The sequence below is a fragment of the Hymenobacter sp. GOD-10R genome (assembly GCF_035609205.1).
In the GTDB taxonomy this organism is placed as follows: domain Bacteria; phylum Bacteroidota; class Bacteroidia; order Cytophagales; family Hymenobacteraceae; genus Hymenobacter.
This window is the reverse complement of record NZ_CP141184.1, coordinates 2,871,113-2,888,949: the sequence shown is the minus strand read 5'-3', so window position 1 is coordinate 2,888,949 and position 17,837 is coordinate 2,871,113. Positions and strand designations below refer to the sequence as shown.

The 17,837-nt window shown below is 56.0% G+C and carries 15 protein-coding genes; 11 read left to right on the top strand and 4 right to left on the bottom strand.

From position 1 onward, the window contains the following. Positions 1-43: 43 nt before the first annotated feature. A complete protein-coding gene (locus SD425_RS11575; protein WP_324678660.1) occupies positions 44-997 on the bottom strand; it encodes an isoaspartyl peptidase/L-asparaginase in 954 nt (317 codons plus the stop codon). A gap of 208 nt (positions 998-1,205) precedes the next feature. Here SD425_RS11575 and SD425_RS11570 point away from each other — a divergent pair, with 208 nt between their 5' ends. Next, on the top strand, positions 1,206-1,631 hold the full coding sequence (locus SD425_RS11570; protein WP_324678658.1) for a DUF3127 domain-containing protein: 426 nt from the start codon (positions 1,206-1,208) through the stop codon (positions 1,629-1,631). A gap of 118 nt (positions 1,632-1,749) precedes the next feature. On the opposite strand, the gene SD425_RS11565 is transcribed toward SD425_RS11570, so the two are convergent. Beyond that, positions 1,750-2,388 (bottom strand): hypothetical protein, encoded by a 639-nt coding sequence (locus SD425_RS11565; protein ID WP_324678656.1) that lies wholly within the window; start codon positions 2,386-2,388, stop codon positions 1,750-1,752. Positions 2,389-2,615: 227 nt separating this feature from the next. Further along, positions 2,616-3,320, bottom strand: a complete 705-nt coding sequence (locus tag SD425_RS11560) for a siderophore-interacting protein (RefSeq protein ID WP_324678653.1) — start codon at positions 3,318-3,320, stop codon at positions 2,616-2,618. A 262-nt stretch (positions 3,321-3,582) separates the two neighbouring features. Between SD425_RS11560 and SD425_RS11555 the strand changes: the two genes are divergently transcribed. After that, a complete protein-coding gene (locus SD425_RS11555) occupies positions 3,583-4,464 on the top strand; it encodes an SDR family oxidoreductase (RefSeq protein ID WP_324678650.1) in 882 nt (293 codons plus the stop codon). Positions 4,465-4,544: 80 nt separating this feature from the next. Beyond that, positions 4,545-5,165 carry an ATP-binding protein gene (locus SD425_RS11550; protein ID WP_324678648.1) on the top strand — a complete coding sequence of 207 codons (621 nt, stop codon included), beginning with the start codon at positions 4,545-4,547 and terminating at the stop codon, positions 5,163-5,165. Between the two features lie 284 nt (positions 5,166-5,449). Here the strand turns inward: SD425_RS11550 and SD425_RS11545 are convergent, their stop codons facing one another. Next, positions 5,450-6,958, bottom strand: coding sequence for an alpha/beta hydrolase-fold protein (locus SD425_RS11545; RefSeq protein ID WP_324678646.1), 1,509 nt, complete (start codon positions 6,956-6,958; stop codon positions 5,450-5,452). A 139-nt stretch (positions 6,959-7,097) separates the two neighbouring features. Here SD425_RS11545 and SD425_RS11540 point away from each other — a divergent pair, with 139 nt between their 5' ends. From SD425_RS11540 to SD425_RS11505, 8 genes are all read left to right on the top strand, one after another. Next, the gene (locus tag SD425_RS11540; protein ID WP_324678644.1) at positions 7,098-7,799 is read left to right on the top strand and encodes an esterase family protein; all 702 of its coding nucleotides are present in this window, start codon (positions 7,098-7,100) and stop codon (positions 7,797-7,799) included. A gap of 86 nt (positions 7,800-7,885) precedes the next feature. Beyond that, positions 7,886-8,974, top strand: coding sequence for a hypothetical protein (locus SD425_RS11535; RefSeq protein ID WP_324678642.1), 1,089 nt, complete (start codon positions 7,886-7,888; stop codon positions 8,972-8,974). 95 nt (positions 8,975-9,069) lie between these two features. Then, on the top strand, positions 9,070-10,167 hold the full coding sequence (locus SD425_RS11530; protein ID WP_324679530.1) for a carboxylate-amine ligase: 1,098 nt from the start codon (positions 9,070-9,072) through the stop codon (positions 10,165-10,167). Between the two features lie 147 nt (positions 10,168-10,314). Then, entirely contained in the window at positions 10,315-11,160 is an 846-nt protein-coding gene (locus SD425_RS11525; protein ID WP_324678640.1) for a type 1 glutamine amidotransferase, read from the top strand. Positions 11,161-11,204: 44 nt separating this feature from the next. Continuing rightward, positions 11,205-12,392, top strand: coding sequence for a hypothetical protein (locus tag SD425_RS11520; protein WP_324678638.1), 1,188 nt, complete (start codon positions 11,205-11,207; stop codon positions 12,390-12,392). Between the two features lie 301 nt (positions 12,393-12,693). Next, complete coding sequence (locus tag SD425_RS11515) at positions 12,694-15,750, top strand: T9SS-dependent choice-of-anchor J family protein (protein ID WP_324678636.1); 3,057 nt, start codon at positions 12,694-12,696, stop codon at positions 15,748-15,750. Positions 15,751-15,914: 164 nt separating this feature from the next. Continuing rightward, the gene (locus SD425_RS30005) at positions 15,915-16,415 is read left to right on the top strand and encodes a YkvA family protein (RefSeq protein WP_416381031.1); all 501 of its coding nucleotides are present in this window, start codon (positions 15,915-15,917) and stop codon (positions 16,413-16,415) included. A gap of 112 nt (positions 16,416-16,527) precedes the next feature. Next, the gene (locus SD425_RS11505) at positions 16,528-17,829 is read left to right on the top strand and encodes an amidohydrolase family protein (protein WP_324678634.1); all 1,302 of its coding nucleotides are present in this window, start codon (positions 16,528-16,530) and stop codon (positions 17,827-17,829) included. Positions 17,830-17,837 lie beyond the last annotated feature (8 nt).

Here is a 17,837-nt window from a genome sequence, read left to right as displayed (position 1 = left end):
ACCGGCTAGCTCCGGTGTATGCAATGCAAAAAAGCTAGGCCTTCTACTCCTTGAAAATACCGATATACAAAGGAGTCTCGGAGGTGAGCGTACCGCGGTACATGCCCTCAGAGTTGAAGGGCAGAGCTAGGTTCCCGGCCGTATCGACGGCAATCAAACCACCATCGCCGCCGACGGGAGCTAGTTTGTCGTGCACCACGATGTTGCAGGCCTCGGCCAGGCTCAGGCCACGATACTCTATGAGGCAGGCCACGTCGTAGGCAGCAACGGCCCGCAGAAAAAATTCGCCGGTGCCGGTACAGCTGATGGCGCACGTGCGATTGTCGGCGAAGGTGCCGCTGCCAATCACAGGCGAGTCGCCGATGCGGGAATAGCGCTTGTTGGTCATGCCGCCGGTGCTGGTGGCAGCAGCTAGGTTACCGTGCCGGTCGCGGGCCACTGCCCCCACGGTTCCGATCTTGCTTTTGGGGTCTTCCTTCTGGGAGCCGTCGTGGCTATGATCGAGCTGAACCTTGCCACTTTTCAGCGCACCCTGGAGCTGGTCATAGCGGTGCTGAGTAAAAAAGTAGTCGTCGGGCTGAGTGGGCACGTTATGCTCGCGGGCAAACTCCTCGGCGCCGGGCCAGGCCAGCAGCACGTGGTCCGACTTCTCCATCACGAGACGGCACAGGCTAATCGGGTTCTGAATGTTGCGCACGCCCGCCACTGCTCCGGCCGACCGGTCACGGCCATCCATGAGGGCGGCATCCATTTCGTGGCGACCGTCGTGGGTGAAAACGGAGCCCTTACCTGCGTTGAACATGGGGCTATCTTCGAGGGCACGCACGGCCGCTTCTACCGCATCGAGGGCTAAGCCGCCATGGCGCAGCACATCGTAGCCGGTTTCAATAATCTGTTGCAGCGCGTCGCGGTACTTGCGCTCGAGGTCAGGCGTCATTTGGTCGCGGGAGATGGTACCAGCACCGCCGTGCACGGCTAGAGCGAGAGGAGAATTCATGCGGAAAAGAAGAACAAAGAGTGAAAAATTTGGGTGAAGTTAAGCTGCTTACAAAGGCGCATTTGGAGGCTAAAAGCACCTACTTTCGCGGCCTAGCCACCCCTCAGTACGCAGCCAGCGGAGCGCGGTTTTGGCCGAGCTACCTAGCCAAAGCGGGTTTTTGTTCGTATATTTGGATGACTAATCTCACTCTCAATATCTTTTTCTTATGGCTTACGAAGCTACCGGCCGCCTGCACGAAATCTTCGATGAACAACAGGTGAGCGAGAAATTCCGCAAGCGCGAGTTCGTGCTGGAAGTTCAGGATGGCCAGTACCCTGAGCATATCAAGTTCCAAATGGTGCAGGACAAAACTGCCCTCATTGACCCTTACAAAATTGGCGACGAAGTAAAGGTAACCTTCAACCTGCGCGGCCGCGGCTTCAACAAAAACGGTCAGATGCTGTACTTCACCAACCTAGAAGCTTGGCGCATTGAGTCGGCTGCCGGTGGTGCTGCTCCAGCTAGCTCAGGTGGTGGCTACTCCCAGCAAGCTGCTCCGGCTCCGCGTCCTGCTGCCAACCAAAACCCGAACTTGCGTGCTCAACCCGCTGCGCCTATCGCCAGCGACGACGACAACGATCTGCCTTTCTAAGCATACCTAGGTTTTGACTTTGAAGAAAAAGCCGCTCCTGATCAGGAGCGGCTTTTTTGTTGGGGCCGCCTTTGTTGAAGAACGTATTTGATCAGTACTCCTCTGTATTCGCTCTTCTTTACTTTATAGCCTTTGTTTTGGGCTGAGGTAATTTCTGTTGATGCTGAGCTAATGCTTGACGAATGGCGGCAGCAGTGGGCAGCTCATCCAAATAGGCACGAGGTGTTGCATCCAGTCGGTACTGAGGGCGCCCGGCACTGCTTAGGCCGATGCACTGAAACACCAACGTCTGATAATGTGCTACACGTCCGTAGTACTGCTGCCCTTTCTTCTTAAAAGCTGGTTCGCGCAAGCTGCATTCGAGTAGCGTCAGTAATTCCTTTTGGCCATTATGGTCAACGTCTGCAAAAAAGAGAGCAGCTAGGTCGGTTGCGTCGCCCATCGACTCTAGCGTTAGGACTTGCACCGCATAGGTATTGGCCTGGTAAGGATCGAGCACGAATAGGTCACGCCCGTACTCATTGTCGCCGCTGCCCTGCACCGAAAAGAACAGTTGCTTCCCAAAGGAGCTAGGTCGCCACGCATACGTAACTAAGTCGGAAGAGGCAGGGAACGAAACCGGGAGTACTCGCTTCAAAAAGGTAGTATCTGATTCGCCAGGCAGACGCTGCGCCACTCCCCGATGCAGCACCTCAGTTTCATCATACTGAGCCGTGACATCTGAGCTATTATGCGCGACTCCTTTTCCTAGTTGCACGTAGCTATACACCGGATCAGCTACTAGTAATCCAGACTCGCCAGAGCGGACTGCTAACGCCGAAGCTGAAGCTTTTTTTAAACTAGCCGACTTCGACAGGTCCTGCGTCTGACCAGTAGCGGACAGGCAGATAGCAGAACCACTTAGTAATATTGTAATTGCTAACGTGAGTGGGCGAGACAAGGCAGTGAACATACTCCCAAGATAAATAGGAGAATTTAATTATTCTACTTCCAAAACGGCTTCGTCTTCAACAGCCGATCGGGCCATTGCCATTCGCGTTGAAGCAGTCGGTGCCCGGCAACGCAGGTTGTTTGCGGCCCGCCCCAGTAGATCAGCGTTTGAGGCGAAGTCTGAAGCCCTTGCTCTTTTGCAGCAGCTAGGTATTGCTCCGCTGAAAGCCTATCGGCTACCACAAAGTGCAGCGGTGAGCTGCCGTCTAGGTCAGGGAAACAATCGTCGGCGTGTGGCGCGTGAATGACGCTGATTACTGGAACGTTAGCAGGAATCTGTCGACGAAGCGAATAGAAGTGTGACAGGCAAGACACATCACCGAGCAACGCAAAACCTGTGGCAGTCGGGTCTAATAGGAACTTGCCACCCGGTCCGTAGAAGCTCACTTCATCGCCGGGTTGGCACTGAGCAGCCCAGCGGGCACCCGGCCCATCAGAGAAGGTGCAAACAGCTAGCTCCAACTGTGCGGTAAGCGGGTTATAGTCCCATACAGAATAGGTTCGCTTGCGTAAGGTGGCCGCTTCGCCGCGGGCACTTAGGCCGAAAAACACGTTCAGCGTCTGGCCTGGTACATACTTCCAATCGACGAAGGCCGGGCTAGCTAACGTGAGATGATACGCGTGGGCCGCAACACGTTGTGCGGCAACAATGGTGGCCTGCTGCGTCACCTGACGCGCTAACGAGGTAAGTAAACTCATGAAGGGGAAAGCCTAACAGGTACAGTCAACAATTACGAAGACGGTTTAGCTTACGCCTTTACTTTAATTGGTGCTGCGTTTACCCCCATCTCTTAGTAGTAGGCTTCTATTTAAGCAACGGTCAGATACCACGCTTTACCTATCTTACTGCCTTAAGCCGACCTCCCCCGAAAGCCACCCGCTGCATTTTGTCGTTTATTGCTTTTGCAACATCCCCTAGGTTGGCCCGTTTTGTGGAGCATTCCTAGTTTCTCTCCCTCGCATGGTTGGCTCTTTTGATCAACAAGTACTTCGTGGTAAGACGGTGCTGATAACGGGTGCCTCCGGCGGCATCGGATTGGTGACGGCGCGGGAGTTAGCCCGCCGCGGGGCGCACCTTGTGCTGGTGTGCCGCCACCCCGACCGCGCCGCCAGCGCCCGCGCCGTAGTGCAACTAGCTGCCCCTAGGTCCGAACCCGACGTGCTGCTCTGCGACTTTTCCCTGCTCGCCAACGTGCGGGAGCTAGCCGACGAAATCAACCGCCGCTACGAAAAGCTCGACGTCCTTATTAATAACGTTGGCATTGTGCCGGGTCCGCTTACCATCACGAGCGAAGGCCATGAGCTGAGTTGGGTGACGAACCACCTAGCCCCCTTCCTGCTCACCAACCTGATCTTGCCGAAACTAACCGCCGCCGATAAAGCGCGCATCATCACCCTAGCGTCGGACGCACACTGGCTGGGCGAAATAGAATCTTCCCAAGAAGCCCGCAACGACCCCGAGAAGTACAGCTCCCTCACGGCATACTGCGACTCCAAGCTAGCCAACATTCTCTTCACCAATGAGCTAGCGAACCGCCTCGACCTTACGGGCGTAACGGCTAATTGCCTGCATCCTGGCATTGTAGACACGGGCTTGGTGAACCCAAATAGCTCTCGGCTCATCAAGGCGCTGTGGTGGCTGGCTCGCCCTTTTATGGTTACGCCCGAGCAAGGTGCCCAAACCAGCATCTACCTAGCTAGCTTGCCAGAGGTGGAAAAAGTATCAGGGCAATACTTCAAGCATAACAAGCCGGGCCGCTGCTCTAGCCGCGCGCAGAACCGGGCAGAAGCGAGCCGACTCTGGCGCATTTCGGAGGAAGAAACGGGACTTGGACAGTTGTAGTGATAGAACAAAGTGGTCCTACGACTTTGGAGTCGTAGGACCACTATCGTTGACTATCAATAGCGTAAGACAAACAGAAGATGACAGACCTCCAAGCATTGATCCGGCAAGGCGAAGGTGAGCGGCTGGAATTCAAGAAGAAAACCACCCATCCGACCCGCATCTCCCGCACCCTAGCTTCGCTGGCCAACACCCACGGCGGGCGCGTGCTAGTAGGCGTGGATGATGACGGCCGCATTGTGGGCGTGCGCGACACGGAGGAGGAAATGTACGTGCTGCGCGAAGCAGCTGAGCATTACGTGGAGCCGCCCTTGCGCCTAGGTTTCAAGGAGGTAGAGGAAGATGGCCGCACTGTGCTCATTGTGACGGTGCAGGAAAGCAGCCAAAAACCGCACCGCGCCCAAGTGGCTCCCGGCGACTGGCGCGGCTACGTGCGCGTCCGCGACGAAAGTGTGCAAACCAGCAGCCTGACCGAGAAAGTTTTGGAGCGCTCCGAACCGACGTTCGAAAAGATTCCGCTGAATAAAGAAGAGCTAGCGGTGTTGGAGTATCTGCGCAAAAACCCGCGCATCACGCTAGCGCAGTACATGAAGCTGCTGAACCTAGGTCAGCGCCGCGCCTACCGCACCCTGATCAAACTCACCCTGCACGGCTACATTCGCCACCACGACAAAGAGCAGGAGCCTTATTACACGCTGTGAAATAACGGAGCGGCTGAGTGACTGCGTGTTGTCGTTCTGACATTCACGCAGTCACCCAGCCGCTCCGTCACTTTTAGCGAAGCTAGTCCTGCTTGCGGGCGCGGGCTTGCTTCTTTTCCTCTTTAGCAGCCTTCTTTTCTTTGGTTGTTTTAACAGGCTCCTTTTTCTTCTCTTTTCGGGCGTCTTGTGCTTTTGCCATGATGATGAAACGGTAGGTGGTGGTGAATAAGGAAGTTTACTAACGCAAGGGCACAAAGCGGTGTTGTGCGTCTTTTCGCCTGATTTTACAAAAGCGGCAGATACCGCTCACGCAGAATATGCAGGTGATGCGCTTCGTGGCCGGCTACAATATACGTGAGGGCGCGCACACTTGCCGGACCATTATTGGCCGTACCTGCACGGTCGAGTTGAGCGGGCGTAAATGTGCGAAACAACGCCACTGTGGCCGCACGTGTGGCCGCGTACTCGGCCGCGATGTCGGAGAGTTGTCGTTCATTAGCGCCGGAGTTCGGCACGTAGTCGTTCTGCTCGAAGCCGGGCAGGTTTTGCTGGTCGCCGCGGGCGAAGCGCAGGGCGCGGTAGGCCATAATGCGCTCTGTATCTAAGATATGCAGCAACACTTCTTTGATAGTCCACTTGCCGGGCGCGTACGCTAGGTTCGCTTGCTCGTCGGTGAGCATGTTGGTGAGCTGCTGCACTTGCCAGAACTGCGCTTGTAGATGCGCAATGGGGTCAGCGCCTTCGGGAATATAGCCGATGTACGTTTGGTAGTATTCTAGGTACTCACTGGGGGCCGGGCGCGTCGTGATGGGGTTCATAGCGGAAGAAGGAGCGGATGAGGCTGCTAAGTAACTGCTATTCCTCCTCTTTCGCATGCGTGGATGGCGGCGGTTGATCATGCGGCGCGTGCTTTCCCAGTGATGCGACGGAATCGCCTTCATGGGCGGACGACTTATCTGCCAGCCCGACCTAGCATCGACGCCGAAAGCCCACTGCAAGAAATCGGGCATCACGTGGGCCCACGTGTGCTGATTATGCCGACCATCGACTACTTCCACGTAGCGCACCGAGGGCTCGGGCAATCCGACGCGCGTCAGCGTGGCCATTATGTCTAAAGTATCTTCGATGGAGTCGATGATGCCGTTGTGGTTACGGTCGTTGGTTTCGTCCTGGGTGCCGGTTTGCAGCCAAAACTGATGCTCGGCGTGGGCCTGCCCGTGGCGCACCAAATTGTGCATGATGCGGTCGGCATCGGTGTAGCCTTCGCTCAGGGCGCGACTCCGCCACCAAAACGAACCCGAAAACACCCCCGCCCGCCGCGCCACTTCCGGGTGATGCCACACCAAGTCGAAAGCCGATAAGCCGCTGAGCGAGAAGCCTGCCACCACCACCTGTCTAGGGTCGGCGCTGACGTGGTATTGCTCCTGCACGCTCGGCATCAGTTCGCGCAGCATAAACTCGGTGTAAAGCCCGGCTTTCTCGCCGCGGTTCAAAAAATCGGGGCGGGCAGCCGTGCCGTACTCGCGGATTCGCTCCCCAGCGTGGATGGCGACCAGCACAAACGGCCGCAACGCCTGGCGCCGATACAACCCGTTGAGCGTAGCAGGCAGACGTAGCCGGTTAAGGTCTTGCCCGTCATTTAAGTAGAGAACCGGGTAAGGTCCGGCGGCTGGGTCGAAATGCGGAGGTAACACTACATCAAGCCGAACCGTACGTTCTAATGGAATCGAATCTATCGACTGATTGCGCAGGACCGTCACCGTTTGGCGCTGGGTAGAAAAATATTGACTCATCGTTCAAATAAAGCAAGCCAGTACGTGGCGTGCTACCAATAAAGCACTTTTTTCGGCTTCTCCCGAGCATTACGCACCACATATGAGGTGTTTTCGCTCGGTTCTCCTTTATTTACCTGCTCACTAAACCGCTACGATTTTGCAGGAAACCTACCGTCCGTTTTACTCCCACCAGCTAGGCCACGATGTGGAGATGCTGGTCTTTGGCGACTGGGGTTACCCCATCGTGGTCTTTCCGACCTCGCGGGGCCGCTACTACGAAGCCAAAGACTTCAAGCTCGTTGAGTCGGTGCAGTGGTTTATTGAGAATAAGAAGATTAAGCTGTACTGCATCGACAGCGTGGATGCGCATACGTGGTACGCCAAGCATCTGCACCCGGCCGAGCGCGTACAAAACCACATGCGCTACGACGCCATGATCAGCCAGGAACTCGTGCCCATGTTGCAGCGCGAGTGCAGCGTCGATAAGATTGGCGTGGCTGGGTGCAGCTTCGGCGGCTATCAGGCCCTGAACTTCGCCTTCCGCCACCCCGAGCAAGTTGCTTATCTTTTTGCCATGGGTGCCGCCTACGACATGCGCCAGTTCATGGACGGGTACTACGACGAAAATTTCTTCTACAACAACCCGCCCGACTACATGCCCAATGCCCAGAACGATCATCTCTACCAAATGAACATCGTGCTAGGGACGGCCGAACACGATTTCTGCAAGCCTTCCACGCTGCAAATGTCCGACATTCTGAACCGCAAAGGCATCCGTCACTGGCTCGACATCCGGCCTGGCTCGCACGATTGGCCAGTGTGGCGCGACATGTTCCCGCATTATTTGTCGCAGATTTAAGTACTTAGAGCCGCCGGCTAGCTCGTCGGCGTCTTTTCTACATTCGTTTCATTCTCTCCTACGGATCACTACCCCGTACTACGCTCATGAAAAAAATCGGTATTCTTTTCGGCCAGGAAAACACTTTCCCCCAAGCTTTCATCGACCGCATCAACGAGAAAGCACCCAGCGGCATCACTGCTGAGTTCGTCAAGATTGACATGGTGGAACAAGCTGTTCCAAACGACTATGCAGTCATCATCGACCGGATTTCGCAGGATGTGCCTTTCTACCGCGCCTTCCTCAAAAACGCTGCCCTGACCGGCACCGCCGTGATTAACAATCCTTTCTGGTGGAGCGCCGACGAGAAGTTCTTCAACAACGCCCTGGCCGTGCAACTTGGCGTGCCAGTACCGCGCACCGTGCTGCTGCCCTCCAAGGAGCGCCCCGACGACACGAGCCACAACTCCTTCCGTAACTTGGAGTGGACAAACTGGGACGCTATTTTCGCCAAGATCGGCTTCCCCGCCTTCATGAAGCCCCACTCCGGCGGCGGCTGGAAGAGCGTGTACAAGCTGGATAACCCCGAGCAATTCTTCCGCGCCTACGACGCTACCGGCCAGCTCGTGATGCTGTTCCAGGAAGCGGTAGAGTTCACCGACTACTTCCGTTGCTACTGCATCGGCGGCAAAGAAGTGCGCATCATGCCCTACGAGCCCCGCAACGATTTCCACCAGCGCTACGCCACGGAGATGAAAACTACGGGTCCAGCTGGCGAAAAGCTGCTAGCTACCATGACAGACTACGTGCTGAAGCTGAATAAAGGCCTAGGCTATGACTTCAACACCGTAGAATTTGCCGTGCGCGACGGTATTCCACTGGCTATCGACTTCGGCAATCCTGCCCCCGATGCGGATATTCACTCCGTTGGCCAGGAGAACTTTGAGTGGGTAGTAGAAACCGCCGCGAACTACGCCATCGAGCGTGCGCAGGCGCAGCAGCCCGGCCAAGACAACCTAACGTGGGGCACTTTCGTGCAGCGTTCGGCCGCCGCGGCTGGCGTTGCAGCTCCGGCTGCTCCGGCGGCGAAAGCGCCTGCTAAGAAGGCAGCAGCGCCCAAGAAAGAAGCAGCGCCTAAAAAGGAAGCTGCTCCGAAGAAAGCCGCTGCTCCGAAGGCAAAGAAAGCTCAAGAATAAGAATGCCTCACACCTAGCTTCCTTCTTGCAGGAAGGGAGCTAGGTTGCCCGGTGCAGCATCCCCTCCTTACCTATTAGTAGTATTCATTATGGCACTGCCGGTTTTCACGCTCGGAATCGAGGAAGAGTTTCAGACAATTGACCCCATCACGCGCGACCTTCGTTCGCACATGTCACAGATCGTGGAAGGGGGCAAAATGGTGTTGCAGGAGCAAGTGAAAGCCGAAATGCACCAGTCGGTGGTGGAGGTTGGCACGACCATTTGCCACAACATTCATGAGGCGCGCGACCAAGTAATGCACTTGCGCCGTCAGGTAATCGACCTAGCTGGTAATGTGGACTTGCAGATTGCCGCGGCGGGCACGCACCCGTTCTCGCGCTGGCAAGATCAGCCCATTACGCCCGACGCCCGCTACGACAAAATCGTGGAGGAGCTCCAGGACGCTGCCCGCTCCAACCTAGTTTTTGGTATGCACGTGCACATTGGGCTCGAAAACCGTGACCTAGGGGTGTACATGATGAACTCGCTGCGGTACTTTCTGCCTCACTTATTTGCGCTCAGCACCAACTCACCTTTCTGGGAAGGCCGCGAAACGGGATATAAATCATTCCGTACCAAAGTGTTCGAGCGGTTCCCGCGCACCGGTATTCCCGATTACTTCGGCAGCGCCAGCGAATACGACGAGTACATTGAGCAGCTTGTGAAAACGGGCTGCATCGATAACGGCAAGAAAATCTGGTGGGATTTGCGTCTGCACCCGTTCTTTAACACCATCGAGTACCGCATCTGCGACATGATGATGCGCGTGGATGAGGTGGTCGCGGTAGCGGCCGTTATGCAGGCCTTGGTAGCAAAAATTTACAAGTTGAAGTTGCAGAACCTCAACTTCCGACTCTACCGCAAGGCGCTCATCAACGAGAACAAGTGGCGCGCCGCCCGCTACGGCATCGACGGCAAGCTGATCGACTTCGGTAAGCAGGAAGAAGTGCCCACACGCGCCCTCATCCACGAACTTCTCGATTTTGTGGACGACGTGCTCGACGAGCTAGGCAGCCGCCATGAGGTGGAATACATTCTCAAAATGATGGAGTTTGGTACCGGCGCCGACCGGCAGCTAGCCGTATTCCGCCAAACCGGCGACCTGAAGAAAGTAGTGGATTACATCATTTCGGAAACCCACTACGGGCTTTAGGCTGTTATACTAGGAAGCACACGTCGACGGTAGTCGCCGACGTGTGCTTTTCTATACCTCACTAAGCCAAGCACCTAGGTCGGTACGACCTTTGTTGCACATTGGCTTTTTCCTAATCCGGTGGCGTAACAGCTGCCGTCTTCTTGCATGAAACCATTAAAAGTTGCCATTCTTGACCTGTACAACAACGCCCCTAACGAAGGCATGCGTTGCATTGTGCAGCAAGTTCGCCATACCCAGGCAGATAGCCCCATTGCACTTGCGTTTGACGTATTCGATGTGCGAGCTAAGAACGAAATTCCGGACCTTAGCTACGACATTTACCTTTCCAGCGGCGGCCCTGGCAGCCCTTTCCCCTCAGAAGAACCGTGGGAGGAGCCTTTTTTCGCGCTGCTCGACGGCATTCTGACCTGGAACCGGACGCATGAGCGCAAAAAATACTTGTTTGCCATTTGCCACTCGTTTCAGCTGCTCACCCGGCACCTAGGCATCGGCGTGTTGAGCAAGCGCAAATCAACTTCTCTGGGTATTTTTCCCATTCCGAAAACGGAAGCCGGCCAAGAAGACCCGTTCCTGAGCACGCTACCGAACCCTTTCTACGTGCTTGACTCGCGCGACTACCAAGTGACGCAGCCCGCTTCGGAGCGCATTGCGGAGCTCGGGGTGCAGATTTTAGCCTTGGAGAAAGAGCGGCCGCACGTGCCCTTGGAGCAAGCGCTAATGGCCATTCGCTTCACGGAAGAGGTTTTCGGCACTCAGTTTCACCCCGAGGCCGACGGCGAAGGTATGCTGCGCTACATGCAAACCGAGGAAAAACGGCAGTCGGTGATTGAGAATTATGGGGAGGAGAAGTACTACCAAATGGTTGAGCTTCTGCAAGACCCTAATGCCATTGAGCTAACCGAATCGGCCATTCTGCCCACTTTCCTACGCACCTCTATCCAATCGTTGCTGGAACAACAGGCCCCCGCCGAGTTCAGCGTAAATAGCTAGGCGAATTTCGCTTAGCTTCTTTTCTGCCCGTCAACCTCTCTCCTATGATTCCCGAATACCGCGCCACCTTCAATCAGGCTTTTAGCCCGGAGCGTTACCAAGAAATGCAGGCCTCGATGGCAGCGGACTTGCCCGGGTTGCTGGACTTTCGGATTGCGGAAACGCCGATTTTTGTGCCAGCAGCGCTGCGCGACAAGCTGATCAGCGCGGGGGAAAGCATCATCGACGTACTGACGGCAGACAACTTCAAGCAGCTAACGGAAGGTGCTGTGCCACCTCATCAGCGCGTACCGCACGAGGATGCGCACACTGCATTTCTCGCTATCGACTATGCGGTATGTCGCAACGCCGACGGCGAGCTAGAGCCTCAGTTGATTGAATTACAAGGCTTTCCTTCCCTCTACGCTTTTCAGGACTATTTACCAGGTAAGTTTCGGCAGTTCTATCCTATCCCGGATACGGTGTCGCAGCTATTCAACGTAAGTAGCTCAGCTGAGTATTTTGCCCAACTGCGGCAGCTCATTGTGGCGGACGAGAATCCGGAGAATGTAATTCTGCTGGAGCTCTTCCCCGAAAAGCAGAAAACCCGCCTCGACTTCGAGTTAACCCGCCGGGGTATCGGGGTTGAAGCAGTCTGCCTGACGAAGGTGCGCAAAGACGGTCGCCACTTGTATTACGAGAAAGACGGACGTCGAATTGAAATCAAGCGCATTTATAACCGTCTCATCTTTGATGAGCTAGAGCAGCACTCCGACCTCAAAACCGAGTTTCGGTTGACTGATGATGTGGACGTGAAGTGGGTGGGCCACCCCAACTGGTTCTTTCGCATCAGCAAGTACACCATGCCGCTGTTGCACCATCCGTTCGTGCCGCCAAGTCATTACCTAAGCGACCTAGCCTCCTACCCCGCTGACTTGGAGAACTATGTGCTCAAGCCGCTGTTTTCTTTTGCCGGCAGCGGCGTGCGGCTCGACGTGACAGCGGCAGATTTGGATGCCATTTCGGACAAGCACAACTACTTGCTCCAACGCAAAGTACACTACGAGCCCGTCATTCAGTCGCCCGATGGGCTGGTGAAGTGCGAAATCCGGATGCTCTATATCTGGCACGAACAGGCAGCCCGCCCCATGCTCATCACGAACCTAGGTCGCCTGAGCCGCGGCGCTATGATCGGGGTGGACTTCAACAAGAATAAAGATTGGGTGGGCGGCTCGGTATGCTTATTTGAGTAGTCGCATACTTTTTCGTGCAACCATGACAAAAAAGCGTGGGCTCAGGCAACTATAGTTGCCTGAGCCCACGCTTTTTACGTATAAGTCGAGCTAGCTAATAAGAGCTTACCTAACCGCCAACTGTACAATTACTATGGCTGGATACAGTAAGGTATTGGGCTTTAACAAGATCCTTTAGCAACTAATTAGCTGGTCAGATGCAACAATAAAAAGATTGTATTGTCTTTTTATAATATAATAGTAACATTACTATTTCTCCAACCTTGTACTTTTACTTCACTTTTCCCCTAACACCTATTCGATGAAAAACCGTTTACCCTTTTCCCGCTTACTAGCGGGATGTGCGCTTTCGCTGCTCACAGCGAGTAGCGCCTGGGCACAGGCGACGCTTGCCACGAGTCCTTACGTCGAAACGTTTGACGGCATTGGCAGTGGCTTGCCTACCGGCTTCACCGTTCGTACGGCCGCTACCACCACCGCGCTAGGCACCACGGCAACCCTGACCACAGCCAAAACGGCTTGGAACAATACCAGCGGTGCTTTCAAGAATCTGGCGTCTGCTACAGGCTTAACGGCAACATCTACCTCAGCCGAACAAGATGCTTCCACCAACCGCGCCCTAGGCGTGCGCCAGACGGGCACAGTTGGTGACCCCGGCGCGGCCTTCGTGTTTCAGGTAGCTAACACCAGCGGCCGCACAGACTTCAAGCTGAACTTCCTGCTTCAGTCGCTTGATGCCTCCTCGACACGCACGACTAGTTGGCAGGTAGACTACGGCACAGGCGCCATGCCCAGCACGTTCACAACGGTGAGCACCGGCAATACCACCGGCGGTTCTGCCTTCACGAACAAGCCCATTACGGTTGATTTCGGCTCCCAGCTCGACAACTTAACGGGGCCAATATGGATTCGCATTGTGACCGTTGCGGCCAGCACCGGCTCGGGCAACCGTCCGACTTCGGCTATCGACGACTTCACACTGGCCTGGTCGACGCCAACGGGTGACACGCCGGCCCTGACGGTAGCTCCCTCTACGCTTGACTTTGGGAACCAAAACATCAACACTACTTCGGCCACTAAGAACTACACGCTTTCGGCTGCTAACCTCACCAGCGACGTTACGGTAACGGCGCCCGCTCGCTTTACCATCTCGAAGAACGGCACCGACTTCACGTCTACCCTCACGTACTCGCCCGCGGAGCTAACCATGGCCCGGGCGGTAGCGGTGCGCTTTACCCCAACCGCGCAGGGTACTGCCAGCGGCACCATCACCAACGTGAGCACCGGCGCTACCACCCGCAGCGTAGCAGTGACGGGCAACGGCGTCGATCCGAACAATTTGCTTTCGGCCTTTGACAACTGCACTACCTCAATTTCCGATGGCTGGTCGCAGTTTAGCGTATCAGGGGCCCAAACCTGGGCTTGCACCGCGTTCGGCCACGATGCTTCTGACCCCACTGGCAAGGCCTCGAAGCCAAACGGCGTACAAATCAACGGCTACGCGAACAGCACCAACAATACGAACGAAGACTGGCTAATCTCGTCCGCCTACGACCTGACTACTGGCTACAACTTCCCGCTGTTCTCGTTCTGGAGCCGCGTAGCCTTCACCGGTGATCCGCTGCAACTGCGCATCTCCACGAACTACTCGGGCACGGGCAGCCCCACGGCAAGCGGCGTGGCTTGGACGGATGTTCCGGTTCAGTTCCCAAGCCAAGCGTCAGACACGTGGACGCAGACGGGCAACATTGATCTGAGCGCCTATAAGGGCCAGAAAGTGTACCTAGCTTTCGTGTATACCTCTTCTACCGAAGATGGGGCCCGGTGGACGTTGGACGACATTAGCCTGCTCAACTCTAGCACCCCACCCCCACCTGCTTTGTTCAGCAACGCTGCTAGCGGCCTCGACTTCAACTACGTAGCCGCTAACACCACCGCCAACCAAACCCTAAGCCTTACTTTCAACAACCTGACGGGACCGGCCACCATCACGTCTTCTGACCCTGCGTTCCTGCTCTCCAAAGACGGAACTGCCTTCAGCTCGACGGTGACGTACTCAGTAGCCGAAGCAAGCGGCACTAGCAAGAACATCACGGTGCGGTTTGCGCCGACGCAAGCTAGCCGTAACTACACAGGTACCTTGACCGCCGCAACTCCCGGCGCTACGAGCTTGACCATCCCGGTTACGGGCAACACGTACAATACCGACAACACCTTGGAAGTGGTGAACTGGAACCTAGAGTGGTTTGGCTCGACGCAGAACGGCCCTACTAACAAAAACCAGCAGCAAGCCAACGTTCAGACCATTCTGAACTCGATTAAAGCCGACGTATATGCGCTTGTGGAAGTGGTTGATACAGTACGCCTTGCTAGCGTGGTGAGCCAACTACCCGGCGGTCCTTACACCTACAAAGTGTCGCGCTACGGTTCTTACGCCGATAACCCAAGTGACCCAGACTACGCTGGCGCACAGAAGCTAGCTTTCGTGTACAAGACGGGCCTGCTGAGCAACGTTACGATTTCTTCACTCTTCCGGTGTTCCGAAGCCGAAGCGTGCCCGGGTTACAACCCGTGGTCGGGTGGCCGCTTCCCTTACGTGATGGATGCCGACGTGACGCTGAACGGCGTGACGAAACACATCAAGTTTGTGGTGATTCATGCCAAGGCCAACACTGCTCCTACGGCTACCTCGTACCAGCGCCGCAAAGCTGCCGCCGATCAACTGAAAGCCGAGTTAGATGCTCACTACCCTTCGGAGAACATCGTAATTCTGGGCGACTTCAACGACGACCTCGATGTCACGATTACCTCGGATGCGGGTACTACGGTCACTTCGTATAGCTCCTTTACTTCCGACGCCGCCAACTACCCGGCTCTAACACTGCCTCTGAGCCTAGCTGGTAAGAAGTCGACCGTGAGCTACAATGACATGATCGACCACGTGGTTGTGTCGAACGAGATGAACAGCTACTACATTCCGGGCTCGGCCGCCGTGCTAACCAACGCCGCTAGCCTAGTGCAGAACTACGGCAACACGACTACCGACCACTACCCCATCCTCACGCGCTATCTGTTCAGCAACGTGACGGCAAACAAACGCGCGCTGGCTAACGACCAGCTTCAGGTGTACCCCAACCCCGTAGCCAACACGCTGCGCTTGAGCGCGCCTGAGTCAGGCAAGTCACTACGGTTGCAGGTAAGCACCACAGATGGCCGCACGGTGCTGAGTGCCAGCGGTTCTTTGGAGACCCTCAACGAGCAGATCAACCAGCACCTCAACAGCCTGAGCTCCGGCATGTACATTCTGAAGCTCACGGGTGAGAAACAATCCTACGTGAAGCGCTTTGTGAAGCAATAGTCTTGCGGACCTAGCTTTCCTACTAAAAGCCCACCTGCCTAGGTGGGCTTTTTTGTTGCTGATAGCTGTAGCGCGAAAACTCGTTGTGTCTTTGCCATAACGCGGAGCAGCTTCAGCACGTAAACAAAGGCATTCTCTCCCTTCATTATAGCCTTTGTCTACTCATGTCTTCTCTCGTTCAAAGAGGTCTTCAGATTTCCAAAAATGTCATCTTCAGTGCATTCCTTCAGCGTGCGGGCAAGCTATTCGGTAAGCCTTTCCGCGTAGCCGTTGTGCTGCGAGAAGTAGCCGCCAAGCTCGACGATAAAAACAGCCATAATGGTCCTATCCAGCAGATAGTAGATATGGGCCGCACCATGATAGCGCTTGTAAGTGCTTATATCACGGGCTCTTATCGACAAATAGAAACGAGCACCATCATCGCCGGTTTGGCTGTGCTGCTTTACTTCTTGTCGCCGCTCGATCTGGTCCCCGATTTTATCCCCGTGGTAGGCCTGCTAGACGATGTGGCGCTGATCAGCTGGTTTATCAGCAAGTTTGCGGAGGAGATTTCGCGCTTCCGGCAATGGGAAGCTAGCTCAGCCGCATCGGCATCTGGCACTGCACCGGCTCCCGCCCGCTCCGACCGTAGTTTGCCCGCTGTGGCAGAGCTAGGTCACTCGTAAGCACCTCCGGCGTTTCGTTTTAAACAAAAAGCCCTGGCAGCAGCTGTCAGGGCTTTTTGTTGTCCTTACTATGGTGCTTGTTCCTTATCATCAAGCGTTGCTATTTGTTCGCATGTTACTTTCCAATTTGTTTTCTCCTCGCCATCTGGCGTGCTGGTTTCTCGTCGCGGTTTCTTCTACAGCCTTCGCTCAAACCCTCCCGGCACCAACAGCGCCAACTGCAACGCTGCTTCGGCCTGCAGCCGTCTTCGATGGGCAGGAGTTGCATGCTGGCTGGGTGGTGCTGGTTAGCGGCAACAAAATTACCGCCGTAGGTCCTGCAGCTCAGGTGACAGCCCCGGCGGGGGCTCGCACGCTCGACCTAGCCAACCAAACCTTGTTGCCCGGTCTTATTGAAGGGCACTCGCACCTGCTGCTGCACCCGTATAACGAGACGACCTGGAACGATCAGGTGCTCACTGAGTCGCAAGCCTTGCGTGTCGCCCGCGCCACGGTGCACGCGCAACGGACGCTGCTGGCCGGCTTTACCACCAGCCGCGACCTAGGTACCGAAGGCGCGGGTTACGCGGATGTAGGCTTGAAGCAAGCCATCGACCAAGGCGTTGTCCCGGGCCCACGCCTGCTTATCGCCACGCGCGCCTTGGTAGCAACGGGCAGCTACGGCCCCAAGCTTTCGACCGACGTAACGCTACCGCAGGGTGCGCAGGAAGCTGACGGAGCGGAAGGCGTAGCGCGCGCCACGCGGGAGCAAATGGGCAAGGGCGCCGACGTGGTGAAAGTGTACTCTGATTATCGCTGGGGCAAAGGCGAACCGTCGCACCCCACGTTTTCGCAGGAAGAGCTAACAGTTATTGTGCAAACCGCTAAGGCAGCTGGCCGCCCGGTGGTAGCGCACGCCTCTACGCCCGAAGGTATGCGCCGCGCCATTTTGGCGGGCGTCGAAACCATTGAGCACGGCGACAACGGCACGCCCGAAATCTTCAAACTCATGAAGCAGCATCAGGTTGCGCTTTGCCCTACCGTGGCGGCCGGCGATGCCATTTTGCAGTATCAGGGCTGGCGCAAAGGCCAGACGCCCGAGCCGGCCCGCGTGCAAGAAAAACGGGCGAGCGTGCAAGCCGCTCGCAAGGCAGGCGTCACGTTCGTGATGGGCGGCGACGTAGGTGTATTTGCCCACGGCGACAACGCCCGCGAGATGGAGCTACTGGTGCACGACTACGGCTTCACGCCCTTGGAGGTGCTGCAACAAGCTACCAGCGGCAACGCTACGGTCTTTCACCTAGCAGACCGGGGCCGAGTCGCTCCCGGTCTGCTCGCCGACCTGGTAGCCGTGCAAGGCGACCCCACTAAGGACGTAAGCGCCTTGCGGCAGGTACGGCTAGTGATGAAAGGCGGAGTGGTCTACAAAGAGTGACTGAGTGG

Bases quoted from the DNA above. Each gene is read 5' to 3' on its own strand.
- SD425_RS11515 (WP_324678636.1), top strand. From the start codon at position 12,694: ATGAAAAACCGTTTACCCTTTTCCCGCTTACTAGCGGGATGTGCGCTT.
- SD425_RS11570 (WP_324678658.1), top strand. From the start codon at position 1,206: ATGGCTTACGAAGCTACCGGCCGCCTGCACGAAATCTTCGATGAACAA.
- SD425_RS11520 (WP_324678638.1), top strand. From the start codon at position 11,205: ATGATTCCCGAATACCGCGCCACCTTCAATCAGGCTTTTAGCCCGGAG.
- SD425_RS11535 (WP_324678642.1), top strand. From the start codon at position 7,886: ATGAAAAAAATCGGTATTCTTTTCGGCCAGGAAAACACTTTCCCCCAA.
- SD425_RS11525 (WP_324678640.1), top strand. From the start codon at position 10,315: ATGAAACCATTAAAAGTTGCCATTCTTGACCTGTACAACAACGCCCCT.
- SD425_RS30005 (WP_416381031.1), top strand. From the start codon at position 15,915: ATGTCTTCTCTCGTTCAAAGAGGTCTTCAGATTTCCAAAAATGTCATC.
- SD425_RS11545 (WP_324678646.1), bottom strand. From the start codon at position 6,958: ATGAGTCAATATTTTTCTACCCAGCGCCAAACGGTGACGGTCCTGCGC.
- SD425_RS11560 (WP_324678653.1), bottom strand. From the start codon at position 3,320: ATGAGTTTACTTACCTCGTTAGCGCGTCAGGTGACGCAGCAGGCCACC.
- SD425_RS11555 (WP_324678650.1), top strand. From the start codon at position 3,583: ATGGTTGGCTCTTTTGATCAACAAGTACTTCGTGGTAAGACGGTGCTG.
- SD425_RS11550 (WP_324678648.1), top strand. From the start codon at position 4,545: ATGACAGACCTCCAAGCATTGATCCGGCAAGGCGAAGGTGAGCGGCTG.
- SD425_RS11575 (WP_324678660.1), bottom strand. From the start codon at position 997: ATGAATTCTCCTCTCGCTCTAGCCGTGCACGGCGGTGCTGGTACCATC.
- SD425_RS11505 (WP_324678634.1), top strand. From the start codon at position 16,528: ATGTTACTTTCCAATTTGTTTTCTCCTCGCCATCTGGCGTGCTGGTTT.